Raw genomic sequence first — 21,909 nt, forward strand, 5'->3', positions numbered from 1 at the left:
CACTAGAAATCTCCTGATTTCTAAATACCATAAAGCTTGTAGAAACCCCATTTAATAATTACCTCCAATTCTTAATAAAACCTATTAAGACCTTACGCCTTAACACTTCTATGCTGATTTATTGGTTAAAAAAATTAAATTAGCGGAATAACTTTCATCTAAATCATCTATTCAACTCATTACAGAATTTTAATTACTCTTAATCCAAGCTCATTTATCGTTCGGATTTTACAAGTAAATAATGCCTAAGTGTATCCATTATAAATGCTGGTTTCAAAATCCAAGTGCATATTTTTACGCTTTGTCTGTAACTGATTAGGTGTTTTATTATCAATACAATACCAATGAAAACTGTAAATTTTAGTGTCAATTTAATTTTACTACTATTCATCTCCATTATCACTTTTGCCAACGACAATTTGGACAAAAAGGGTAACGTTAAAGGTCAGATCATTGATCAGAAAGAGGGTAGTCCTGTAGGGTACGCCACTGTATCTCTAAACAACAAAGACAATGTCTCTATCGGTGGAGGCTTAACGGACGACGAAGGCCGGTTCAGAATCAAAAACATCCCTTATGGAAATTATACGCTTGTAGTACAATTTGTGGGGTACACTACTTTACAACAGCAGATTAAGATTTCTACGCCTAATACGGATCTTGGACAGATCAAAATTGGAGAAAATGTAGAACAGTTGGAGGAAGTAGAAGTTCGTGCCGAGAAAACAAGTATTGAACGTTCCATTGACAAAAAAGTAGTCAATGTCAGCGACGCCATGATTGCTGAAGGCAATTCTGTCTCTGAGGTGCTTCAAACCATTCCAGAAATTAGTGTAGGTTCAGATGGAGCCATCAGCCTCAGGGGAGAAAGTAACGTCAGGGTGTTGATTGACGGGAAACCTTCACAAATTGATCCAGCTCAGATTTTTCAAACATTACCAGCAGGTTCTATTGAAAAAATTGAAGTGATCACCAACCCTTCTGCGAAATACGATCCCGATGGCCTTTCGGGGATCATTAATGTGATCACCAAAAAAGACAAAATGAAAGGGCTCAATGGTAGTGCAAATATTGGTGCCGGTACTGGAGAAAAATACAATGGCTACCTTGGCTTAAACTATAGAATCAAAAAGTTCAACTTCTTTGGACAAGGTTCTTATGGTGAGAATAGATTTGAAAATCAAAAAGACTTAAAACGTATTTATGCTGACGAGACCATTCCTACTTTTGATCAAAAAGGAGATAACATTAGAAATGGCCGTTATTATAATACAAAATTTGGTGCAGATTACTTTTTAGATTCCACCAATACAATTACGCTATTTGCCGAGATTTGGAATTGGAGAGGCGGTGAGGATAACCTCTACACCAACACGAATTTAATAGGAGATCAGATCGTTTCTTCTCAACAAGAAATAGGAATTCAAAAGAATGAAGCTCAAGGTTATTCATTGAGTTTAAATCATAGAAAAGAGTTTAAAAAAGGGATACTAGAAAGCGACGGCTATTTTAATGGAGGAGAATCAGAGTTTTCTACCGCATCAATACTAGAAAGTGATACCGATAGAAATTCCTCTGTCAACACCGATGCACGTTGGAATTATGCATCATTGAAAGTGGATTATTCCCATCAGATCAATGACAAGTCATCGTTGGAAACGGGATATAAAGGTGAACTTTTGGATGCTTCCGCACAAATATCCAATAACTTGGTTGGCGAGATTGTAAATTACAGTTACGATTATGATCAGTATATCAATTCTCTGTATGGCTCCTACAATATTGCGTTGGGGAACTATGCGGTTAAAGCCGGCCTAAGAGGAGAGGTGGCAACCATTGACGGTACCGTAAAAACGGAAAGCGGCCAAGACACTACCTATAGTATCAATTACGCAAGTTTATTCCCAACACTTCATATCCAAAGACAATTGGGAGAATTCAATACGCTTGCGGTGAGTTATTCAAGAAGAATCAACCGTCCAGGTATTTTTAATATGTTGCCTATCGAACAACGTTCTAACTCCTCAACGGTCTCTGTAGGTAATCCCAACCTTCAACCTTCCTATACTAATTCGATCAGTTTGGATCATAGTTATAACAAAGGAAAGCTAGGATTGAATACGAGCGTTTACTTGAGACACAGTACTGACATTATCAGAAATGTATCGAGGTATGATTCTCTACAAGATCTAACGGTCTATACTTGGGCCAATTTAGGTTCTTCGATGACAGGTGGTGCATCGATTTCAGCCAATTATCAGATTGCAAAGTGGTGGAATATTGATGCGAATTTGAATTTCTTCTACTTGGATATCCAAGATGACAACGAAGAGTTTACAGTACCTACAGATGCGAACCCTATTAACTGGACAGCGAAACTGAACACGAGGTTTACGTTACCGAAAAATTTCACTTTACAGATCATGGGCAGATATGCCGGTCAACAATATGACGCTCAAAATATCACCCAACCCACCTATGCCCTCAATCTAGCCGTGAAGAAAGCCGTCTTAAAACGTAAGGGTAATATCTCCTTCAAAATTGATGATATTATCAACAGCGGTTTTACGAAAGATGTATTTGGTAGAGACTTCCAAGAACAAACCTACTACTTACAAGAACGCCCTGTCTATAGATTGTCATTCTCTTATGCCTTTGGAGGGCAGTTCCAAGGTAGAAAAGCAAGAAAACTACATAGTTCAGGCGGTATGAATTAATTTGAGGTAAGAGGTAGGACTGTTTTTGGGGTCTACTTCAATAAAAAAATCTAAGCCACGTATTGGAGCAGAAGAACTGTATCCAATCGTGGCTTAGATTTTTTTTGTGCTAACAGACTGAAAATGAAATACAAATTTAATATTCAGTTTATTTGATGTTATTAACAAATCGTCTATATTGCGGTATCTCTTACAATAAAACTAAAAGCAGCAAGCAAACTTACTTTGAAAATTAGCTAAATACTTACTTGGTGTAATAGAGAATAGTAAGAGGTTATTATTAATGGATATATGCCACTGCTACTTTTTTGAAATAAACTTAATGTGGTGTTTATCGAGTATTAAACAAACTAATCGAATGGATAAATCTGATGGATCTATGATAATTAGTATACTCCTCATTTTAGGAGTTCTAGTTGTGGGGATTAACATAATACGTTTTCTTATCTCATCGGGGAAAAAAGCGAAAAAGGATGACCCTTATGCTCTTGGGCTACCACAAGGTTCAGTTAGAGCAGTTTTATCTATTTCACTTATTCTATTTTTTATACTCATTGCATTATTCTTTTACAACGATAGTACATTTGAAAAAGCTGAATTAGCAGAGAGTACTCTTACTATTCTCGGAACATTGGTTATCGCCGTTTCCTCATTCTATTTTGGTATAAAAGCAACTGAGCAAGGTAGTAAAATTGCTAAAGACACTCTAAAAGATTTAAGTGATCACTCTAAATCTGAAAACCAAAACGTACCACCTGAAATAATCCTAAAAGCCATTGCTCAAAACAAAGAATTATGGAAACAACAATACCAATCTGAAGATGTAAAACTGGGGAAGAAACAATCTGCCAATACTCAGTTTGATGTCAACTGTTTACAGTTTTTAGTCAAGTCAAAGTTAACATACGTTAATACTAAAAGTGCTATACCTGTGTTTGTTTATTTCACCGCTGATTCGAAAAATTATAGTATACCAACCGATGTAGTCGTTATTTCAGGGAATGAAACTACAAGTTTGAACGAAAAGGTAGTTACTTTAAATTTAATTGATGAAGCTCTAATAGAAAATAAGGAAATGTGGTTGAAAATGTATGGTGCAGAAGATATTCTGGCAGCGTTAAAAGTAAAAGGTGAACTAAGACAGAAAGTTCCTTGTATTCAGTTTATTGTAGCATGTAAATCCAACCAATTAGACACGCAAATTATTCCAAAATACATAACATATCAAAATTATAATATTCCTACAGATGTAGTAGAGAAAGACGGAGCAGGTATTGATACAAGTGATATACAAGTAGGAGATGCCGTATGGAGGCAAGGAACAACAGCGAAAGGTACGCTCGGAATAAAAGTTTATCGCGATAATGCTGATGGTTCTAAAACTGATTTTTTATTGAGTTGTTATCACGTGTTTTGTAGTTCCGAATTGAGCAATGGAACAAAAAAATATACATCTACTTCTAATAGTTCTATTGTTGCTAAAATAAATGGGAATACCACTGAAATTGCTAAAGTAGTAGAAGGTGAATTAAACACAAAGTTAGATGCAGCCTTATCTGAAATCAATAGCAATGTATCTGTTGATAATCATTTAAAAGGTTTTTTAGGTATACCCAAATATGGTATACGTCTAATTACTAATCAAGAAGTAATAGACGAAACTACGGTTTTTACTTATGGAGCAAGGACTAAAAAAGCAATAAGCGGTACAGTTATATCTAGAGTAGCGAGCCCAAATATTAAGTTAAATGGTAAAAAAGTACGATTTAAAAATGTCATTCCTGTTACAAAAATTTCTGTAAAAGGTGATTCAGGTGCTATGGTTGTGGATGATAAGGGGAAAATAATCGGTATCATATTCGCCTCTGATAGCAAAACTTCTTATGTCGTACCCATACTAGAAATAATTACTCACTTCAGAATTAAAATTTATTATGCGTAACATTTTAACTACAATCATTTTTGGACTATTTTGTTTTGGTTCATCAAATGTATTAGCAATCGATTCCAAGACTATAATCATTGATGTTTCTATAGCAATAGAACAAGATGGGGCTATAACAAATTTATCAAGAAGCCAACTGGAGGATGGATTATATCTTAAATTAACTAATTTACACGCTTCAGATAGGGCTACTGATTATGTATTAGATGGTGGAAACTTTACTGATTCAGATAATTTGTTGAACTTATCTAATCAAGATCTTTCAATTAGTAATAGAGCACTTATCTTCAATCTTACATCATTAGATAGAGTTGAGGTGAATGAGGGAGGAAGTAATATTAAATTAAAAGTCAGGTATCAAGGACAAAATAAACCTGTAATTTGCAGTACTGAAGATTATTTTGATTTAGTTATTAATATTTCAGATGAAGTTGGTAATAATTCAGATGAAGATGACATAGGTGGTGGAGATTGTAAAACATTCACTTCGGTAGAAATACAGAAGCAAGCGGTGGATTATGTTACAAGTAAAACAGGTTACAAAAAACACCATTCCAAAAAGACTAATCTATTTTTGGAAAATAATATTGTACATATTTATATAGATGAAAATGGGAATCTCATCAAAACAGGAATACCTACCACAGCTAAAGAAAGTTACCTCTATCAGGTACACCTGCTATATGAGGCCAATTACTGTGATTTTGCCGTGTATGAATTTACTTATGATGGTGCATATAGTCCTAAATTTAGCATTCTTAACACTGGAGAAGAAGAAACTGCAGAATTGAATTCAGAAGATGATGATACAGAACCAGTAATTAAGGAGATAGAGTTTGCTGTAATTGGACCATTTACAGATGAATTTGATATCAAGATAGTGAAAAAAGTGACAGGTAAAAAAGATAGAGTTTTACTAAATCATAAAATAGATGTTGCCAAACTCTATCACGTTTCTATTTCAACTGGTCTATTATTTAGTAGTTTGAGAAACCCTCAAAATATAGAAACTTTTACCAAAGCGAACGGAGAAACCACACTTGTAGCAGACGACCCTAGAGACAGGGGGATGTTGACTATTATGGCAACTTTTTACCCTTGGGGCAGAAGCTTTTTATTTCCTCCAGAAGGCGGAGTTTTTGACAAATCAAGATTTGGTATACAAGTAGGTACTAGATTAGATTCTAAGGCAGCAGAGAATTTCTTTGCAGGTTTATCACACGATTTTGCTCGTGGTGGAACTTTTTCCTATGGATTGCATTACGGCAGAAGAAATTACGTGGCGGGAGCTAGAAATTTTGATTTTGGCAATGATATTTTTGATTTACCTGAACTTAATGTAAAACAAGAGTGGGGAGTAGGATTTTACGTTGGAGTGGTAATAGATACAAGAGTAGCAGGACAGTTATTTAAAAGTCTTGGAGGCAATAATAACTAGTGCACTACACATAGTATAAGTCCAATAAGGTTTTAAGGCTAAAGCAAAAGGTCATTTTGTTTTTGCAAACCGAAAATAAAAACCTACAAATTCCTTATTGGGCTTATACAAACTTGTTTGAATACAACCCTTCTTTTGGTTGTTAGTTATATTACATTAATCAATTAAAACAAACTGTTCGTATCTATGGTATTATCAATATGGCAAATTGTACTTTTTTTAGGAGTGTCTGCAATTTTAGGTGGTTTGACTGCTAGTACATTTATTTATTATATAATGGTAAAAAGAAATAGAGAAAAAGTACTTCAATTGCAACCGGATAAATTAACAGAAGAAATTGTTAATTTGAAGTCTAGTCTTCAAGTTATCTATATAGTAGGCCCTATCTTTGCTTTGCTGCTTTCAGTATCAGGAATAAAAGGCTGGGAAGAAATATCGAAAATAGGTGCTACTGAAATAACTGAATCTCAGGTAGAAATAGAGTCAATGAAAGGTGACGTTAAAGTATTGTTAAAAAAAATCGAAAAGTATGAAAATATAGTGACAGAATCTGATTTGGATGGCTATATATCTATTCATAGTATCGAAAGTTATTTAAAACCTTATGCCCTAGAAGCAAATTTAGAACTTTACCTTAAGGAAAGTAGTTTTAATCAACAAGCTAAATCATTTGCGAAGACAATCGATTTAAATGATAAAGTCACAACAGAAGGTCTTAAAGATTTTTTGAAAATATATTTGAAAGAAGAAGATTTTAATAATAGGATTGGGAACTTTGCGAAGACAACCGATTTAAATGATAAAGTTACAACAGAAGGTCTTAAAGATTTTTTGAAAATATATTTGAAAGAAGAAGATTTTAATAATAGGATTGGGAACTTTGCGAAGACAACCGATTTAAATGATAAAGTTACAACAGAAGGTCTTAAAGATTTTTTGAAAATATATTTGAAAGAAGAAGATTTTAATAATAGGATTGGGAACTTTGCGAAGACAACCGATTTAAATGATAAAGTTACAACAGAAGGTCTTAAAGATTTTTTGAAAATATATTTGAAAGAAGAAGATTTTAATAATAGGATTGGGAACTTTGCGAAGACAACCGATTTAAATGATAAAGTTACAACAGAAGGTCTTAAAGATTTTTTGAAAATATATTTGAAAGAAGAAGATTTTAATAATAGGATTGGGAACTTTGCGAAGACAACCGATTTAAATGATAAAGTTACAACAGAAGGTCTTAAAGATTTTTTGAAAATATATTTGAAAGAAGAAGATTTTAATAATAGGATTGGGAACTTTGCGAAGACAACCGATTTAAATGATAAAGTTACAACAGAAGGTCTTAAAGATTTTTTGAAAATATATTTGAAAGAAGAAGATTTTAACAATAGGATTGGGAACTTTGCGAAGGCAACTGATTTAAATGATAAAGTTACAACAGAAAGCCTTAAAGATATTTTGAAAATATATTTGAAAGAAGAAGATTTTAATAATAGGATTGGAAACTTTGCGAAGGCAACCGATTTAAATGATAAAGTTACAACAGAAAGCCTTAAAGATATTTTAAAAGAAGAAGCTTTTAAAGTAATAGAATAGTTATAAAAGCATAGTGTTACAAATGAATATTTAGAATTACAATTGGATAACAGAGAAAATAAATATTCAGTTGTAGGTGAGAATGAAGGAAAGGGATTGTGTCCTTGTTGTAGATACTATTCTATAGGATTTGGAGAAGAAGGTTTTTATGATATTTGCCCAGTTTGCTTTTGGGAGAATGGAGGAGACGACCCCAATCATATAACATTAGAAGAAGCACAAAAAAAATTAAAATATTTGGTGCTATGGATAAACCTTTTTTAAAAGATATTGATCCAGAAGGTAAAATAAAATATGCTCATATAGATGAGGTTTGAAAATGAAATACAATTTTTAAATCGTTTTGTTTTTTGTTATTTAATATTTTTTTAAATTCAAGCATCTCTTACGAAAAACTAAAACAGCAAGCGAACTTATTTTTGAAATTTAGCTAAAGACTTGATGTGGTAGTGTAAGGATTTTTATTAATTGATATACACCATAGTGTTATAAAATCACTGAATTTTCGGGTGTTGTAATTTGTAAATTATTGAAAACCAATTTAATGTGTTATGGAAATGTTGTCAGAAATCCTGAAGAATACATCTTTATGGGAAGTAGTCATGCTTTTAGTTGTTGTTTATTTATTATTCCGTCCTGATCTCATAAATAGAATAACAAAGTTTAAAATCGGTGATTTTGAACTTGAATTGAGTGAGATGAAAAAAGAAATAGCAAAAGGCAATGAGATGATTATAGAATTAGAGACAGAACTTGAAAATGAAAAAAGGCAATTTGAAGAATTACTAGATAGTTTTGATGCCAATGTACCTCTAAGTAATCTTAAATCAATAAGGCAGTCAATTAAAGCTCAAGCGAGAAATCTTGATGAGGAAGAGTTTTTGAGTAAGTATCTTAATGAGTCAGCCACTCCTGAAGAATTATATGCTGCTGCTGTTGGAATCAGAGAAAAAAGGCCTGTATCGCTTTTTCCAAACTTAATTGACATCTTAGATAATTTATCGAAACAGGAAGACTTAGGTGGTTACAGGCTAAATACAATTTGGACGCTAACAAGTGCAATTCATAAGATCTTGATCTCGATTGTACGTGATGGAGTAAAACCAATTCCATCTAAAGAACAATTAAATAAGTGCAAAGTCATGCTAAAGAGGCTAGATAATAATCCTAGAGTACTTGCTGATAGACCTGATAAACCTATGAAAGGAATTAAGGGGCCAGTTAAGTATAGCTTAGATTGGTTGAAAAAACTAGAGAGCAATGTTTATAAAGCTAGATTATCAAACTGAATTGATTAAAACAAATGGAGGGTAACTGTAGCTAAAAAAACAATTATAAGGTAACGTGACGAACTTGCTGATCACAGTTCAGTAATTAAACTAGTAAACAATAAAAACATGGATAGAATTACAGAAAGCTTAATAAAAGAATTATTATCAAATCATGAGTTAAAGTCTAAAAGTGAATCCAAGGATTTTGAAAAGCTTGTAAATTATACTGTGGTATCTAATGAGTATAACAAAACCTTTGATATTGAAAACTTAACAATAGGTGAAGGTAATGATACAGGTATAGATGGATTGGCAATAATAACTAATGGTCAATTAATTGAATCAAAAGATGAAATAGATGATTTAATTGAAAAAAATAACTTTTTAGAAGTAGAATTTATTTTCACACAAGCTAAAACTTCCCCCAAATTTTCTGGTGGTGATATAACTACTTTCTTTTTTGGAGTTTTAGACTTTTTTTCTAAAAAACCTAAACTTGTAAGAAATGAAAGTATTAAAAAACTAGTTGAAATTACTAACCATATTTATGACAATGCTTCCAAATTTAAATCTAATCCAGTTTTAAAATTATTTTATGTAACAACAGGTAAATGGACTGAAGATGAAAATCTTAAGGGGAGAATTGAAAGCGGAAATGAATCTCTAGAAGAAACAAACTTATTTGGAAAAATTTTATTTACTCCCTTTGGAGCGAGAGAACTATCAACAGCATACAGAAAAACTAAAGAATCTGTTAATACAACTATTAGCTTCAATAATAGAATAACAATGCCAGAGATTAATGGAATTTCACAAGCATATATAGGTTTATTGCCATATGAAGAATTTATCAAAATAGTATCAGATGATGAAGGAAGTTTACTTAGTGTTTTCGAAGATAACGTAAGAGATTTCCAAGGAGAAAACAATGATGTAAATGGAGGGATTTCTACAACACTAAATAGTAGTGATTCAGAAATATTTAGTGTATTAAATAACGGAGTAACTATTGTGGCGAGTTCTATTTCACCAACAGGAAATCAATTTACTATTACAGATTATCAAATTGTTAATGGTTGTCAGACAAGTAACGTTTTATATAATAACAGACAATCAAAAAACATTAATAAAGTAAATATTCCAATTAAGTTAATTGCAACTACTGATGATGATGTAAAAACTAGAATTACTTTAGCTACAAATAACCAAACTCCAATTAAAAAAGAACAACTTGCTTCATTAACTCGGTTTCAAAGGAGTCTTGAACAGTATTACAATTCATATTCTGGTGACTCTAGATTATATTACGAAAGAAGGTCAAAACAATATAATTCTGATAATAATGTGTTGAAATCTAGAATTATAACTGTACCATATCAAATAAAATCATTTGCGGGAATGTTCCTTAATGAACCACATAATGTAACGAGTTTTTTTGGACTCATTGTCAGAAGGTTAAATGAAGGTAAGATGCAAATATTTAGTCCTGACCATCTGTATTCTCCGTACTATACAAGTGCATTTGCTTATTATAAACTAGAGTCTTTTTTTAGAAGGGGAAGTATTGACACTTCCTATCGAAAAGTGAAGTTTCATATATTAATGCTTTTTAGGATCATTCATGGTAAAGATGATCTTCCTCTTTTTAATAGTAAAAAAATAGACAGGTATTGTAATGACCTTTTGGTTATATTAAACGATGATATGAAAACTACCGAAGCATTTAATAAATGTATAGAAGTGATTGATAACTCTGATTTTGATAAAACTGATAAACAAGATGTGAAACTTGTATCTAAAACTAAAATTCTAATCGACTATTTGAAAAAAGAAAAACAATTATGAATCATAAAGAATTACTTTTGTAATAAATAAAAAGTCCAAGCCTTTCGTTTTATGAGGCTTGAGTTTTTTGTTTCGAATATATAATAGTCTTTTTCGTACCTTGTAAAAGAATTGACAAACCTATTCTCTTTTTCAAGAGAAAATATATCGATCCCGAAACTATGGTGTTGGAATCTTGTGGTTTACAAGGACGTTGCAATATAACATCCCTACAGCACTTTAGTTGATAATTTTGATAGCAACGAAACAAACACCCCACTTTCCCATCTCTTAATTCTTAATAAATACGAATGAGTCAACTATCGTTTAAACAATTAAATTAAAAGGTTGACCTTTGCAACAACTTAATTATCAACCCTAACAAACAGGATAATAATGTCCAACAACAAAAGCTTAATTCTTTTATTATCACTTCTTGTACTATCGTGTAATAAAAAAGATGAACAGACTACAAACAAAAAAACGATACATCCTTATAAAGTCGTAGAGGCGGAGATAAGAGATGTTTCTTATGAAAAATCCTACCCTGCAAGTGTGAAGGGAGAGGTCAGTAGTGAAGTACGTGCTAAAATCAGTGGTTACATCGATGCGGTGTATGTAGACGAAGGCCAAAAAGTAAAGAAAGGCCAGAAATTATTTCATATTGAAACAGCTTCTCTGAGCGAACAGGTGGAAACGGCCAAGGCTCAAGTAGAAGTGGCAGAGGTAGAAGTAGATCGTTTACGCCCGTTAGTAGAAAAGAAAGTAATCTCGGAAATTCAATTGAAAACTGCTGAGGCAAGATTGGCAGAGATGAAGAGTAACTTGAATACGATCTATGCCAACATCAGTTATGCGACAATCACAAGTCCAGTGAATGGTGTGGTCGGTTCTATTAATTTCCGTCAGGGAACGTTGGTAGGTCCTAACACGGCGTCGTTGACAGAGGTGTCAGACATTGAAAATGTGTTTGCCTATTTCTCCATGAACGAGAGAGATTTCCTTTCCTTCACCAAAGATGTGAAAGGGAAAGACATGGAAGAGAAAATCAAGAATTTGCCTCCGGTACAACTCAAACTGGCAGACGGTTCTATGTATGCCAATGAAGGTCGAATCGTAACGATTTCGGGTAGTATCAACCAAGAGACCGGTTCTGTATCATTTAGAGCAAAATTCCCGAACCATGAAGGTATCTTAAGAGATGGGAGTAGTGCCCGTGTGATGGTGAAAAACAAGGTCAATGATGCATTGGTGATTCCTTACCAATCTACGTTTGAGCAACAAGGACAGACCATTGTGTACAGAGTGTCGGAAAGTGATTCGTTGTACACAAAGAGAGTGACTTCAACCATCAAAACAGATCGTTTATTGGTGATTGATGAAGGCATCAAGAAAGGTGATAAGATTCTTGCTGAGGGCGTAAACATTGTGCGTTCAGGACAGAAAATCGTATCGAAACCAACGACTGTTGATGAAGTGTTAGAAACTTACCAAGCGACATTCAAATAAGATTAACCCTAATTTCATGTTACAAAAATTTATTGACAGACCTGTATTGTCAACAGTAATCTCAATTGTGATTACATTGTTGGGAATATTAGGTTATATGGACTTGCCAGTATCTCAATACCCCAACATTGCACCGCCCACTGTTGCGGTGACCGCCAGCTATCCGGGAGCAAGTGCTCAAACCATTCTTGAAAGTGTGATTGTGCCTATCGAGGAGCAAATCAATGGTGTAGAAGGGATGACCTACATGACTTCCAGTGCATCCAATGACGGTGCAGCTGCTATTACAGTTTTCTTTGAGCAAGGTGTTGACCCTGATGTAGCGGCCGTGAACGTTCAAAACAGGGTCGCTAGGGCCAATTCAAAATTACCTGCAGAGGTAATCCGTAGTGGTGTGATTACGGAAAAAAAGGAAAACTCAGCCCTGATTTATGCAGCGGTTTATTCAGAAAATAAAGATTACGATGAAACTTTTGTTTCCAACTATTTTAATATTCAGCTGAAACCTGAAATACAAAGGGTAAAAGGTGTAGCGTCGGTCAGTGTATTTGGTATGCGAGACTATTCGATGAGAATTTGGCTTGACCCAGCAAAAATGTCTACGTACTCCGTGACGACCACGGACGTTCAAAATGCCATCAATGAGCAAAGTTTAGAAGCAGCGGCAGGGGCATTAGGACAAAACTCAGGTTCGCCTTTTGAGTTTGTGATTAAATACAAAGGCCGTTATAAAACGCCAGAAGAGTATAAAGATATCATTATCCGTTCGGAAGGAAATGGTCGTTTCCTACGTCTAAAAGACGTTGCAGAGGTGGAGTTGGATGCATTTTCTTATGATACAAAATCGATTACTTTGGGCCACCCAAGTGTGAGTTTTGGTATTTTCCAAACACCAGGTTCCAATGCACAAGAGGTGATTGAAAACTTGCATGTTGAACTTCAAAGGTTAGAAAAGACATTTCCTGACGGGATAAAATATGTGATCAATTATGACACGAACAAGTTCTTGACGGCTTCGATGGACAAAGTACAGATGACGTTGATAGAAGCCTTTATCCTTGTGTTTTTAGTGGTGTTGATCTTCCTACAAGACTTTAAGTCTACTTTAATTCCTGCGATTGCCGTACCGGTGGCGATTATCGGTACATTCTTTTTCTTAGGTGTTTTAGGATATTCATTGAATCTACTGACGCTTTTTGCATTAGTATTGGCCATTGGTATTGTGGTGGATGATGCCATTGTAGTAGTAGAAGCGGTCCATGCCAAAATGGATGGTGGTGAAAAAGATTCCCACAAGGCGACAAGTAAGGCCATGAGTGAAATTTCGGGAGCCATCATCTCAGTTACACTTGTAATGGCTGCCGTATTCGTACCGATTACTTTTATCAAGGGACCATCAGGGGTATTCTACGAACAATTTGGGGTCACCCTAATTATCTCCATCTTGATTTCAGCAGTCAATGCCTTGACCTTAAGTCCTGCACTTTGTGTACTCTTTTTGAAATCACACGAAGGAGAGGAGAAGAGATCGTTTATGGATAAATTTTATGAGGCTTTCAACTTAGCGTTCAATGTAGGTGTAAAAAAATATACAAGAACATTACAAGTATTCTTAAAGCATAAATGGCTCACGTTGGTGGCGTTAATCTTCAGTTTTGGAGGGATTTATTATTTCGATGCAAACACTCCTTCCGGTTTTGTACCTTCAGAAGATAGAGGGGTAATTTTCATCAACATGGAGTTGCCAATTGGTTCTTCTATGGACAGAACTTTTGCGATGACGGAGGAAATGTTGGCAGCAATGAAAGGAACAGAAGGGGTGCATTCCATCTCTATGCGTTCGGGTTCCAACTTCTTCTCAGGAGCAGGTAGTTCCTATGCCACTGGTTTCGTGCTTTTGAAAGATTACGATCAAAGAACCACTCCAGAGACCAGTATCAAGGGAATTATTGCAGAGTTGAAACGTAGAACTGCACATATCAAAACTTCCAAAACGATTTTCTTTGTACCGCCAAGTATTCCAGGTTTTGGTAGTTCAGATGGTTTTGAATTCCAGATTTTAGACAAGGCTTCTGGTCAGTTGTCAGGATTGGATGAAGTGGCGAAGAAGTTTACTTCAGAAATTCAAAAGTCAGACGTTATTGCTTTTGCTTCCAATTCATTTAACGTTGATTTTCCTCAATTAGAAATGGAAATTGATGTAGCTAAAGCGAAAGAATCTAAAGTATTGGTAGGAGATATCTTCAAATCAATGCAAGGTTTTATTGGTGGATATTACGTAGCCGATTTTACAAGGTTTGGTAAGCAACTTCGTGTCAATATGCAGACCAAGCCCGATGACCGTAAAAATGAAGGAAGCCTGGACAATATGTTTGTAAGAAACAGTGAAGGGACAATGGTACAGATCTCTGAATTTGTCAAACTCTCAAGAACGTACGGACCACAATCCATCAAACGTTTCAACCTGTACAATGCCGTTTCAGTCAACGGTGGTGTAATGCCTGGCCATAGTTCGGGTGAAGCTATCGCAGAGATCAACAGAATTGCAGCAGAAACATTGCCATTGAATTATGAGGTTGCCTACTCTGGTTTGACAAGAGAGGAGATCAGTTCTTCCGGACAATCGGTCTACATTTTTATGCTCAGTATATTGTTTACTTATCTTTTCTTGGCGGCGCAATACGAAAGTTATGTACTTCCATTTGCCGTATTGTTCTCCTTACCGTTTGGTGTATTTGGAGCGTACAGTTTTACCAACTGGGCAGGGTTAGAAAACAACATTTACTTCCAAGTAGCCATGATTATGTTGGTAGGTTTATTGGCGAAAAATGCCATTCTGATCATTGAGTTTGCCCTGCAAAGAAGGAACGAGGGCTATTCACTTTATGACGCGGCCATTGAAGGAGCAAGAGAGCGTATTCGTCCTATTTTGATGACCTCATTTGCCTTTATTCTAGGTTTGATGCCACTGGTATTAGCCACTGGTGTAGGTGCAGCAGGTAACCGATCAATTGGTACAGGTGCCGTAGCAGGAATGTTGGTCGGAACTTTATTAGGGTTAATTTTTATCCCAGTATTATTTGTAGTGTTCCAGGGTATTCATGAAAAACTATCCTCTAAGCACACTCCTCAAAAACCTGAAAAAGAAGAACTAGAACATGCAGTATACTAAAATAATTCTGACAAGTGTACTCTTAAGTATGCTTATGTCTTCTTGTTTGATCCGTAAAGACTACACAAGAACAGTAGAGATAGACAACGACAAACTTTATAGAATAAGTAATGAAAATGTAGATCAAGATCAGAATTTTGGTCAGATCATTTGGTCCGACTTTTTCAAAGACAGTTTGTTGACTGATTATATCAATAGGGCTGTTTCTAATAATTACGATGTAAGAATTGCATTAGAAAATGTAGAGATTGCGAAGTCGTTATTCAAGCAAGGAAAGAGTGTCAATCAGCCTACAATCAACGGAAATGTATCGGCGGGTTATACGCAAAACTCAGCCAATACACCGATTGGAAATGCTTTTGGTAATCAACAGCAATACAATGTAGGTGTGGATATGTCATGGGAAGCGGACATTTGGGGTAAATTGAAAGCCACAACGGAAGCTTCAAGAATGAATTTATTGACACAAGAAGAGGTAAAGAAAGCCATTGTTTCCGATTTGGTAAGTCAAGTTGCGTTCAATTACTATCGCTTGATTGGTTTTGATAAACAAAGAGAGATTTTATTGAAAACCATCAAGTCAAGAGAGGAAAGCCTTGAAGTAACGGAAGCACTTTATAAAGCCGGAGAACTGACTTTGGTGGCCGTAAAGCAATCGGAAGCCTTACTTTACAATTCCAAGGTGCTTTTAGTAGAGGCAGAAAAGAATATTGAGATTTCAGAAAATGCCATTTCTTTCCTTATGGGAGAAAATAACCATGCGATTGAAAGAGATTCGGTATTCAGTGATCGTTTTGATTTCAAATTGGATGTTGGATTACCAATGCAATTGTTAGAAAACCGACCGGATGTAAAAGCGGCAGAGTACAACTTGATCAGGACTTTCGAAAACGTAAATATTGCAAAGGCGAATTTCTATCCCTCTTTAAGGATTTCTGCCTCGGCGGGACTTCAAAGTATTCAAGTACAAGATTGGTTTAATCCCTCTTCTTTCTTGTTTAATGTGTTAGGTTCGGCAACACAACCGATCTGGAACCAACGTCAGATAAAAACACAATACGAAGTCACTCAAAGTGAAGAGAAAATCGCATTATTGAACTTCCAAAAGCAAATTCTTTTGGCAGGGCAAGAGGTGTCAAATTCTGTTTTGATTATTGATAAGCAAGAGCAAGTCATCTTTAACCAAGAGGCAGAGTGTGAAGCGTATCGTTTAGCGGTGGAATATTCTCAAGACCTTTTAGTTTCAGGATCGGCCAACTACTTGGAGGTGATCACTGCTCGTCAAAACCTCCTTCAAGCAGAGCTTGTTTTAGTTAATAATAAATTAGAGAAAATCAACGAACTGATTCGCCTTTACAATGCGTTAGGTGGAGGGTGGAGCTAAAAGTGTTTTATTCGAGTGTCTATGATGTTTAGAAATCAGGAGATTTCTGATGATTTTTAAAGCACGAATGATGCTATCGCTTAACATTCGCGCTAGTGGGTTTTGTAACAGAATCTTTAAGTTGCAGTTATTGTAGGAGCGTTTTATTAAAACGTCCTCGCGAACCACAAAAAATGTCCATTTTTGATAATAAAAATCTAGTTTCCAATATTAAACTTCTGTGCCCACTGGCATAAAAAAGCACTGGTTGAAGGACCAGTGCTTTTCTATTTTTTATCGATTCAACCAAGTTTTAGCCCTTTCTTTATCGGCCACTTCAAAGTGTTCCATATTGATGCCAGGCGTAAAAATATCACCGATTTTCACCAAAAAGTCCATCCATTCCCCACTGTTTACAATCGCTACTTTTTTGATATCAGAGTAATATTTAATGCCCGTTTTAAAGTCGTCCCACATTGCTAAGATATTGCTGTAACCTTCAAAACCTGCAAATTCCATATAAAGGTTTAAAGGTTTGCCAGCGTTGATTTGAGATGAAAACTCACTGTCAAGCCCCACATACTCCTGAGGATTAATTTTACCCGTAAAACGGTAGGCTAGGAAGTTGTCATTGTCTTCCACTTCTATTTTATGAATCCCAGGAACAAAAGCTTCTTCTTTCTGTAATAACCACACCAAAGCATCATCACGCTCTTCCGTTTTAAACATCTTGATTGGTATATTAGGAATCATAAAGTCTACAACACCCGATATTTTTTGCATCCATTCCGTATCACTTACAAAAGCATATTTTTCCAGTGCTTTAATGGTTTTCGCTTTTGTTTTTAATAAATCAATGAATGCTTTGAAATCTTCAACTCCTCCGATGGCTTCAATTTCACCGAGCAGTTTTATTTTCCCATTTTCATTTGTTTTTTCTTCTATTGCCTTGAAAAACTCTTGAAGTCCTTCCTCATCAATTTTACCATTAATTGTGAAGCCGATGACATTGGAGCCTAATGTTGAATTAATTTTTATCATAATTTTTTCTTTTTTGGGTTTTTAATACGCCCTCATTTCTGAATTGTTACGTTTAAATTAGTAATAATCACCGAATAATTTCTAGCAGAGGCATAAAAAGCCAGAAATTGATATTTCGTGATTTCTTTTTGATAACACTACGATGAAAATCACTTTTTATATAGTAGTGATTTGAGTATTTTCGATGTAGAAGAAAACCAAATAAATCTTATGAAAGTAGCAGTAATTGGAGCAGGAATATCAGGCTTGTACGCCGGACACATTTTAACGGAGTTAGGTTATGATGTTTCACTTTTTGAAGCTTCGAATAGAGTAGGAGGCAGGATCGCCACTCAAACAATACATGAACATTTATTTTTAGAAATGGGCGCTGCTGAGATACACGGAAATAGAAGTGTCATTTTTGAAATGTTGAAACATCTGGATCAAAAGTTAGAGCCGATAGTCGGAAATGAATATATATGGTATGATCAAAAATTAGCGGACCTAGATGCCACCGAACACTTGCCTGATACAGTACAGAAATTATTAAATTACTTTTATTCGATTGAAGAGGAAGATTATGATGGGTCAGTGCTAGATTCGTTGAAAGAAAAAGGACTCTATCACCCCAACCTAAAATTTATCATCAGAGGGATATTGAGCGAATACAGTGCTCACGTAGAAAAAGTGCATGCCTCTACCTTAGGGGAAGAAGAGTGGCGTTGGTCATCGGGTGACAAAAACTATTTTAGTTGGGGCAGATACAGCTCGGCAGTGACTTATTTTGAAGATAAATTAAAAGATAAAATCCAGTTGAATACCCCGATTGTAGATGTCAATTATGAAGGGGAGCAAATTTCGATTCTTACGCACAAAGGAGAGACACTCCCATTTGATAAAGTAATTGTCAGCGTACCTTTAGGTGTTTTAAAAGAGCAAAAAATAAACTTCACTCCTTCTCTTCCAGCGGAAAAACAAAAAGCGATCGAAGATATTGGTTTTGGAAAAGGGCGTAAATTATTTATTGAATTTTCGGAGACTTTCTGGGATGAAGATTTAGTGGAAATTATAGGCGGCAAAAAGTGCCCAAGTTATCTAGTACGTCCTTCTCACCCCAAGCATATTGTGGCCTATTTAATGGGCGAAGCATCAAAAGAATTGGATCAGTTGGAAGATGATGAGTTGGCGGAAGTTTTATTAAATGACTTACAAGAAATCTATCCTGATATAGAGGTGATGTCATTGTACATGAGTCACCATGGAAAAGACTGGACCAAAGATCCATTTATAAAAGGAACTTATTCTTATTCAACAAAAGGAACCTTAGAAGGAAGAGAAAATCTTAAGCAGCCGATAGAAAATAGATTATTCTTTATTGGAGAGGCTTGTAGAACAAATGGACACAGTGCAACAGTACATGGAGCGATGGAAACAGCGGAAGAATTGGCCGATAATTATTTCCCTGACTTAAAGAGTGTATGATTTTTGTTTAATCACATCTGATATTTGTGTGTAAAAACATTATAAGTACATTGTAAAATAAGTTTTCGGCTGATCTGTAGGATACGAATGACGCTAACGCTTAACATTCGCACCAATAAGTTTTTTAGCTTTCTACCCAATTCGTTTGGTAGTAAGCCCCTTGGCCTTGAAGGGAAAAGCGTTAAGAATTTCATGAATTGAGCCGTTAAAAATGATTTTGCTGTTTGAGCGCAGCGAGTTTAAAATCATTTAGGCGAGAGCAATGAAATTTAGCTTTTGACTTCTAAGCCTTGAATTTTTTGCTTCGTTTTTGTTTCAAGACAAAAATGAAGAAGAAGGAAGTTTGAAAGTAGAATATAAAAAGCTTGTATAAATATCATTTAAAAGTTAACGATAATTTAGTTTACAATGTAATAAGTATCAATACAATCAAGGAAGACGGATAATAAGTGAGTAGTATGTTATCTACCAACTCATTACCATTTTGTACTCCGTTTGGTACTTAATTTTTTCAGCACTTAAACCATCTATGTTAAACACTAAAAAAAATACGATGAGAAAGATTTTTGTTATTGTTTTAGGGGTTCTTTTAGGAATAGGTATTTTAGGTTATTTCGGTCAAAAAATGATGATTTCAGAGACAAAAAAACACAGTCCTGAAATAGAACAAAACTTTGTTGATGGCGATACTAAAATAAACATACATTATTCGTCGCCTTTCAAAAAGGGAAGAGTAATTTTTGGTAATCTTGTTCCTTACGGTCAAGTTTGGAGAACAGGCGCCAATGAACCAACAACATTCAAAACGAATGTCCCATTAATTATCAATGGTAAAAATTTACCCGCAGGACAATATACTTTGTGGACGGTTCCGGAATCCAAAACATGGAAAATTATTTTCAACAATAAAGTATACGGTTGGGGCGTAAGTTTTGGAGGAAAAGCAAGTAGAGATGAAAGCTTTGATACTGTAGTAGTAGAAACCAATGTGATCAATAGTGATACTATTATGGAAAGCTTAAGAATATGGATTGAAAAATCTGAAAATGTGGATAAATACCACTTAAAGTTAGGTTGGGATCAGACCTTGATCGAGCTGGATGTAGATAAAGCTTAAGATCAAATAAAGCTATTTTCGGTTTTATTTCGAAATACAAAATAATGCACAGTAAGGCAATCTTAGTACGGAATTGAATAATTCTTATAGGATTGCCTTTTCTTTTTATCATTTCTCAAAAGTATTGTTTAACTTAACTATGAAGACAAAAGAATTTTAAGTAATAGTTCATAACTTTGCTGTTGGATTCTATAAACGAAAATTTATCTAATAGGAAAGAAATGACAGCATCAAAAATCACTTTAGAAGAATATTTAGATGGTAAAGAGGTAACATTTAAACGATTACCTAAGTTTTTTAAAGAAGGCTCTAGAGTGATGGGGGCGATGTGGGAAGCCATTGAGGGGATTGAAGAATTTCAAGAAAAAGGTGATCCTTCACAAGTTTTCATTACACTGTTCTTTGAGGAGGAAACGAATAGTATTCTTATTCAAGAAACAAGGTATGCTATGTCATCGCTTTTTGAAGTTGAAGTAAAGGAAAATCATGTCACTATTGATATTCTAGATTTGATTTCTGCTTTGAGAAGGTTTGCAGGTAAATTGCCTGTAGAAAAAGAGCCAGTGCCAGAAATTTTAGAATTTATCCTTTACTCAGCCTACTACGGATATGATCAAAAAGATGCGGATGATATTGCCACTCGTATTGTCAACGCTGCTTACCTCAATGGTAGAGGAGAAGTAGACGAAAATGACTTTTATGATATTATAGATGCCTTGTATGAACCTCCAAAAGAGTTTTTCGTTGATGAATATATGGACGAGGATGTTTTGGAAAACATTGAGGTGCAAGAAACAGTATACGATAACTTACCGGCTGTACTGTGGATTTTAAGAAAACATTTAGTCCAAGATAGACATTAATAGTTTATCAGGGCTTTAAATAAAGAGTGAAGAAAATCGGTATATCGATATTACGTTACCCAAAACATTCTTCACTCTTCATTTTACTCAATTAAGCAGTTGCACATTTAAAATTGGGATAAGTTGGATTATTATTTTTTAGTCTAATCAAGGCAGAAATGAAGAGCATAGCCGAAGCTACGTGATGATATTCTAACGCAGAGTAGGCTAAAAAAGAAAATCCAAAACTTCCGAATTTAATTGTACAACTGCTTATAATTGTTCTATTTATAACTCAATAACAAAAGACTATGGTAGAATTATCAAAGAAAGACAAGTATTTAAGCTTAACAATTGCGGACTTACTGATTAATGACCAAGGAATTCAGTCAGAAGACGAAGTTGAAAAATTACCCAAAGAACATATTGTGGGCATGTTGGATAAACTACAAGAAGGAAATGCTTCTAAGGTAGTCATTACAGATACTTATCTGCATACTTTTAGAGCCATTCTGAAGTTTGATGTCGCTTATCTGCTCCGTTCTAATCGCTGTTGTTCATAAAGTGAGATGAAAAACAGCGACTTATTCACATTTTTCCGATAAAT

General features: G+C 34.8%; 15 protein-coding genes. 14 read left to right on the top strand and 1 reads right to left on the bottom strand.

Translation table 11 applies throughout. The annotated features are described in order from the left end of the window. The first annotated feature begins 344 nt into the window (after positions 1–344). The 10 genes from PL77_RS13880 (at position 345) to PL77_RS13925 (ending at position 16,859) form a co-directional block, all read left to right on the top strand. Complete coding sequence (locus PL77_RS13880; protein ID WP_044206312.1) at positions 345–2,717, top strand: outer membrane beta-barrel family protein; 2,373 nt, start codon at positions 345–347, stop codon at positions 2,715–2,717. 358 nt (positions 2,718–3,075) lie between these two features. Beyond that, entirely contained in the window at positions 3,076–4,659 is a 1,584-nt protein-coding gene (locus tag PL77_RS13885) for a hypothetical protein (RefSeq protein ID WP_156152367.1), read from the top strand. Then, positions 4,652–6,100, top strand: a complete 1,449-nt coding sequence (locus tag PL77_RS13890) for a hypothetical protein (RefSeq protein WP_044206318.1) — start codon at positions 4,652–4,654, stop codon at positions 6,098–6,100. Before PL77_RS13885 ends, PL77_RS13890 begins: the two co-directional genes overlap by 8 nt. A 186-nt stretch (positions 6,101–6,286) precedes the next feature. Then, positions 6,287–7,699: a hypothetical protein gene (locus PL77_RS13895; RefSeq protein WP_044206321.1), complete on the top strand. Its 1,413-nt coding sequence runs from the start codon at positions 6,287–6,289 to the stop codon at positions 7,697–7,699. Between the two features lie 42 nt (positions 7,700–7,741). Further along, positions 7,742–7,963 carry a CPCC family cysteine-rich protein gene (locus PL77_RS13900; protein WP_052444404.1) on the top strand — a complete coding sequence of 74 codons (222 nt, stop codon included), beginning with the start codon at positions 7,742–7,744 and terminating at the stop codon, positions 7,961–7,963. A gap of 293 nt (positions 7,964–8,256) precedes the next feature. Next, complete coding sequence (locus tag PL77_RS13905) at positions 8,257–8,988, top strand: hypothetical protein (RefSeq protein ID WP_156152368.1); 732 nt, start codon at positions 8,257–8,259, stop codon at positions 8,986–8,988. Positions 8,989–9,096: 108 nt separating this feature from the next. After that, on the top strand, positions 9,097–10,815 hold the full coding sequence (locus tag PL77_RS13910) for an AIPR family protein (RefSeq protein WP_044206326.1): 1,719 nt from the start codon (positions 9,097–9,099) through the stop codon (positions 10,813–10,815). A 375-nt stretch (positions 10,816–11,190) separates the two neighbouring features. After that, complete coding sequence (locus tag PL77_RS13915) at positions 11,191–12,303, top strand: efflux RND transporter periplasmic adaptor subunit (RefSeq protein WP_044206329.1); 1,113 nt, start codon at positions 11,191–11,193, stop codon at positions 12,301–12,303. A 16-nt stretch (positions 12,304–12,319) separates the two neighbouring features. Then, positions 12,320–15,475: an efflux RND transporter permease subunit gene (locus tag PL77_RS13920; RefSeq protein ID WP_044206333.1), complete on the top strand. Its 3,156-nt coding sequence runs from the start codon at positions 12,320–12,322 to the stop codon at positions 15,473–15,475. Continuing rightward, on the top strand, positions 15,462–16,859 hold the full coding sequence (locus PL77_RS13925) for a TolC family protein (RefSeq protein WP_044206336.1): 1,398 nt from the start codon (positions 15,462–15,464) through the stop codon (positions 16,857–16,859). The genes PL77_RS13920 and PL77_RS13925 overlap by 14 nt, the downstream gene beginning before the upstream one ends. A gap of 273 nt (positions 16,860–17,132) precedes the next feature. Here PL77_RS13925 and PL77_RS30570 read toward each other — a convergent pair whose 3' ends face one another. Further along, positions 17,133–17,879 carry an STAS/SEC14 domain-containing protein gene (locus PL77_RS30570; RefSeq protein WP_052444406.1) on the bottom strand — a complete coding sequence of 249 codons (747 nt, stop codon included), beginning with the start codon at positions 17,877–17,879 and terminating at the stop codon, positions 17,133–17,135. 210 nt (positions 17,880–18,089) lie between these two features. Between PL77_RS30570 and PL77_RS13935 the strand changes: the two genes are divergently transcribed. The 4 genes from PL77_RS13935 to PL77_RS13950 all read left to right on the top strand — a co-directional run bounded on the left by PL77_RS13935 (position 18,090) and on the right by PL77_RS13950 (position 21,865). Then, positions 18,090–19,343 carry an NAD(P)/FAD-dependent oxidoreductase gene (locus tag PL77_RS13935; RefSeq protein WP_044206339.1) on the top strand — a complete coding sequence of 418 codons (1,254 nt, stop codon included), beginning with the start codon at positions 18,090–18,092 and terminating at the stop codon, positions 19,341–19,343. 553 nt (positions 19,344–19,896) lie between these two features. Further along, positions 19,897–20,460: a DUF2911 domain-containing protein gene (locus PL77_RS13940; protein ID WP_044206400.1), complete on the top strand. Its 564-nt coding sequence runs from the start codon at positions 19,897–19,899 to the stop codon at positions 20,458–20,460. 221 nt (positions 20,461–20,681) lie between these two features. After that, entirely contained in the window at positions 20,682–21,323 is a 642-nt protein-coding gene (locus tag PL77_RS13945) for a hypothetical protein (protein ID WP_044206342.1), read from the top strand. Between the two features lie 290 nt (positions 21,324–21,613). Next, a complete protein-coding gene (locus PL77_RS13950) occupies positions 21,614–21,865 on the top strand; it encodes a hypothetical protein (RefSeq protein ID WP_044206344.1) in 252 nt (83 codons plus the stop codon). Positions 21,866–21,909: the final 44 nt, after the last annotated feature.

The sequence above is a fragment of the Flammeovirga sp. OC4 genome (genome assembly GCF_000812565.1).
Taxonomy (GTDB): Bacteria; Bacteroidota; Bacteroidia; order Cytophagales; family Flammeovirgaceae; genus Flammeovirga.

Bases quoted from the DNA above. Each gene is read 5' to 3' on its own strand.
- PL77_RS13880 (WP_044206312.1), top strand. From the start codon at position 345: ATGAAAACTGTAAATTTTAGTGTCAATTTAATTTTACTACTATTCATC.
- PL77_RS13885 (WP_156152367.1), top strand. From the start codon at position 3,076: ATGGATAAATCTGATGGATCTATGATAATTAGTATACTCCTCATTTTA.
- PL77_RS13890 (WP_044206318.1), top strand. From the start codon at position 4,652: ATGCGTAACATTTTAACTACAATCATTTTTGGACTATTTTGTTTTGGT.
- PL77_RS13895 (WP_044206321.1), top strand. From the start codon at position 6,287: ATGGTATTATCAATATGGCAAATTGTACTTTTTTTAGGAGTGTCTGCA.
- PL77_RS13905 (WP_156152368.1), top strand. From the start codon at position 8,257: ATGTTGTCAGAAATCCTGAAGAATACATCTTTATGGGAAGTAGTCATG.
- PL77_RS13910 (WP_044206326.1), top strand. From the start codon at position 9,097: ATGGATAGAATTACAGAAAGCTTAATAAAAGAATTATTATCAAATCAT.
- PL77_RS13915 (WP_044206329.1), top strand. From the start codon at position 11,191: ATGTCCAACAACAAAAGCTTAATTCTTTTATTATCACTTCTTGTACTA.
- PL77_RS13920 (WP_044206333.1), top strand. From the start codon at position 12,320: ATGTTACAAAAATTTATTGACAGACCTGTATTGTCAACAGTAATCTCA.
- PL77_RS13925 (WP_044206336.1), top strand. From the start codon at position 15,462: ATGCAGTATACTAAAATAATTCTGACAAGTGTACTCTTAAGTATGCTT.
- PL77_RS30570 (WP_052444406.1), bottom strand. From the start codon at position 17,879: ATGATAAAAATTAATTCAACATTAGGCTCCAATGTCATCGGCTTCACA.
- PL77_RS13935 (WP_044206339.1), top strand. From the start codon at position 18,090: ATGAAAGTAGCAGTAATTGGAGCAGGAATATCAGGCTTGTACGCCGGA.
- PL77_RS13940 (WP_044206400.1), top strand. From the start codon at position 19,897: ATGAGAAAGATTTTTGTTATTGTTTTAGGGGTTCTTTTAGGAATAGGT.
- PL77_RS13945 (WP_044206342.1), top strand. From the start codon at position 20,682: ATGACAGCATCAAAAATCACTTTAGAAGAATATTTAGATGGTAAAGAG.
- PL77_RS13950 (WP_044206344.1), top strand. From the start codon at position 21,614: ATGGTAGAATTATCAAAGAAAGACAAGTATTTAAGCTTAACAATTGCG.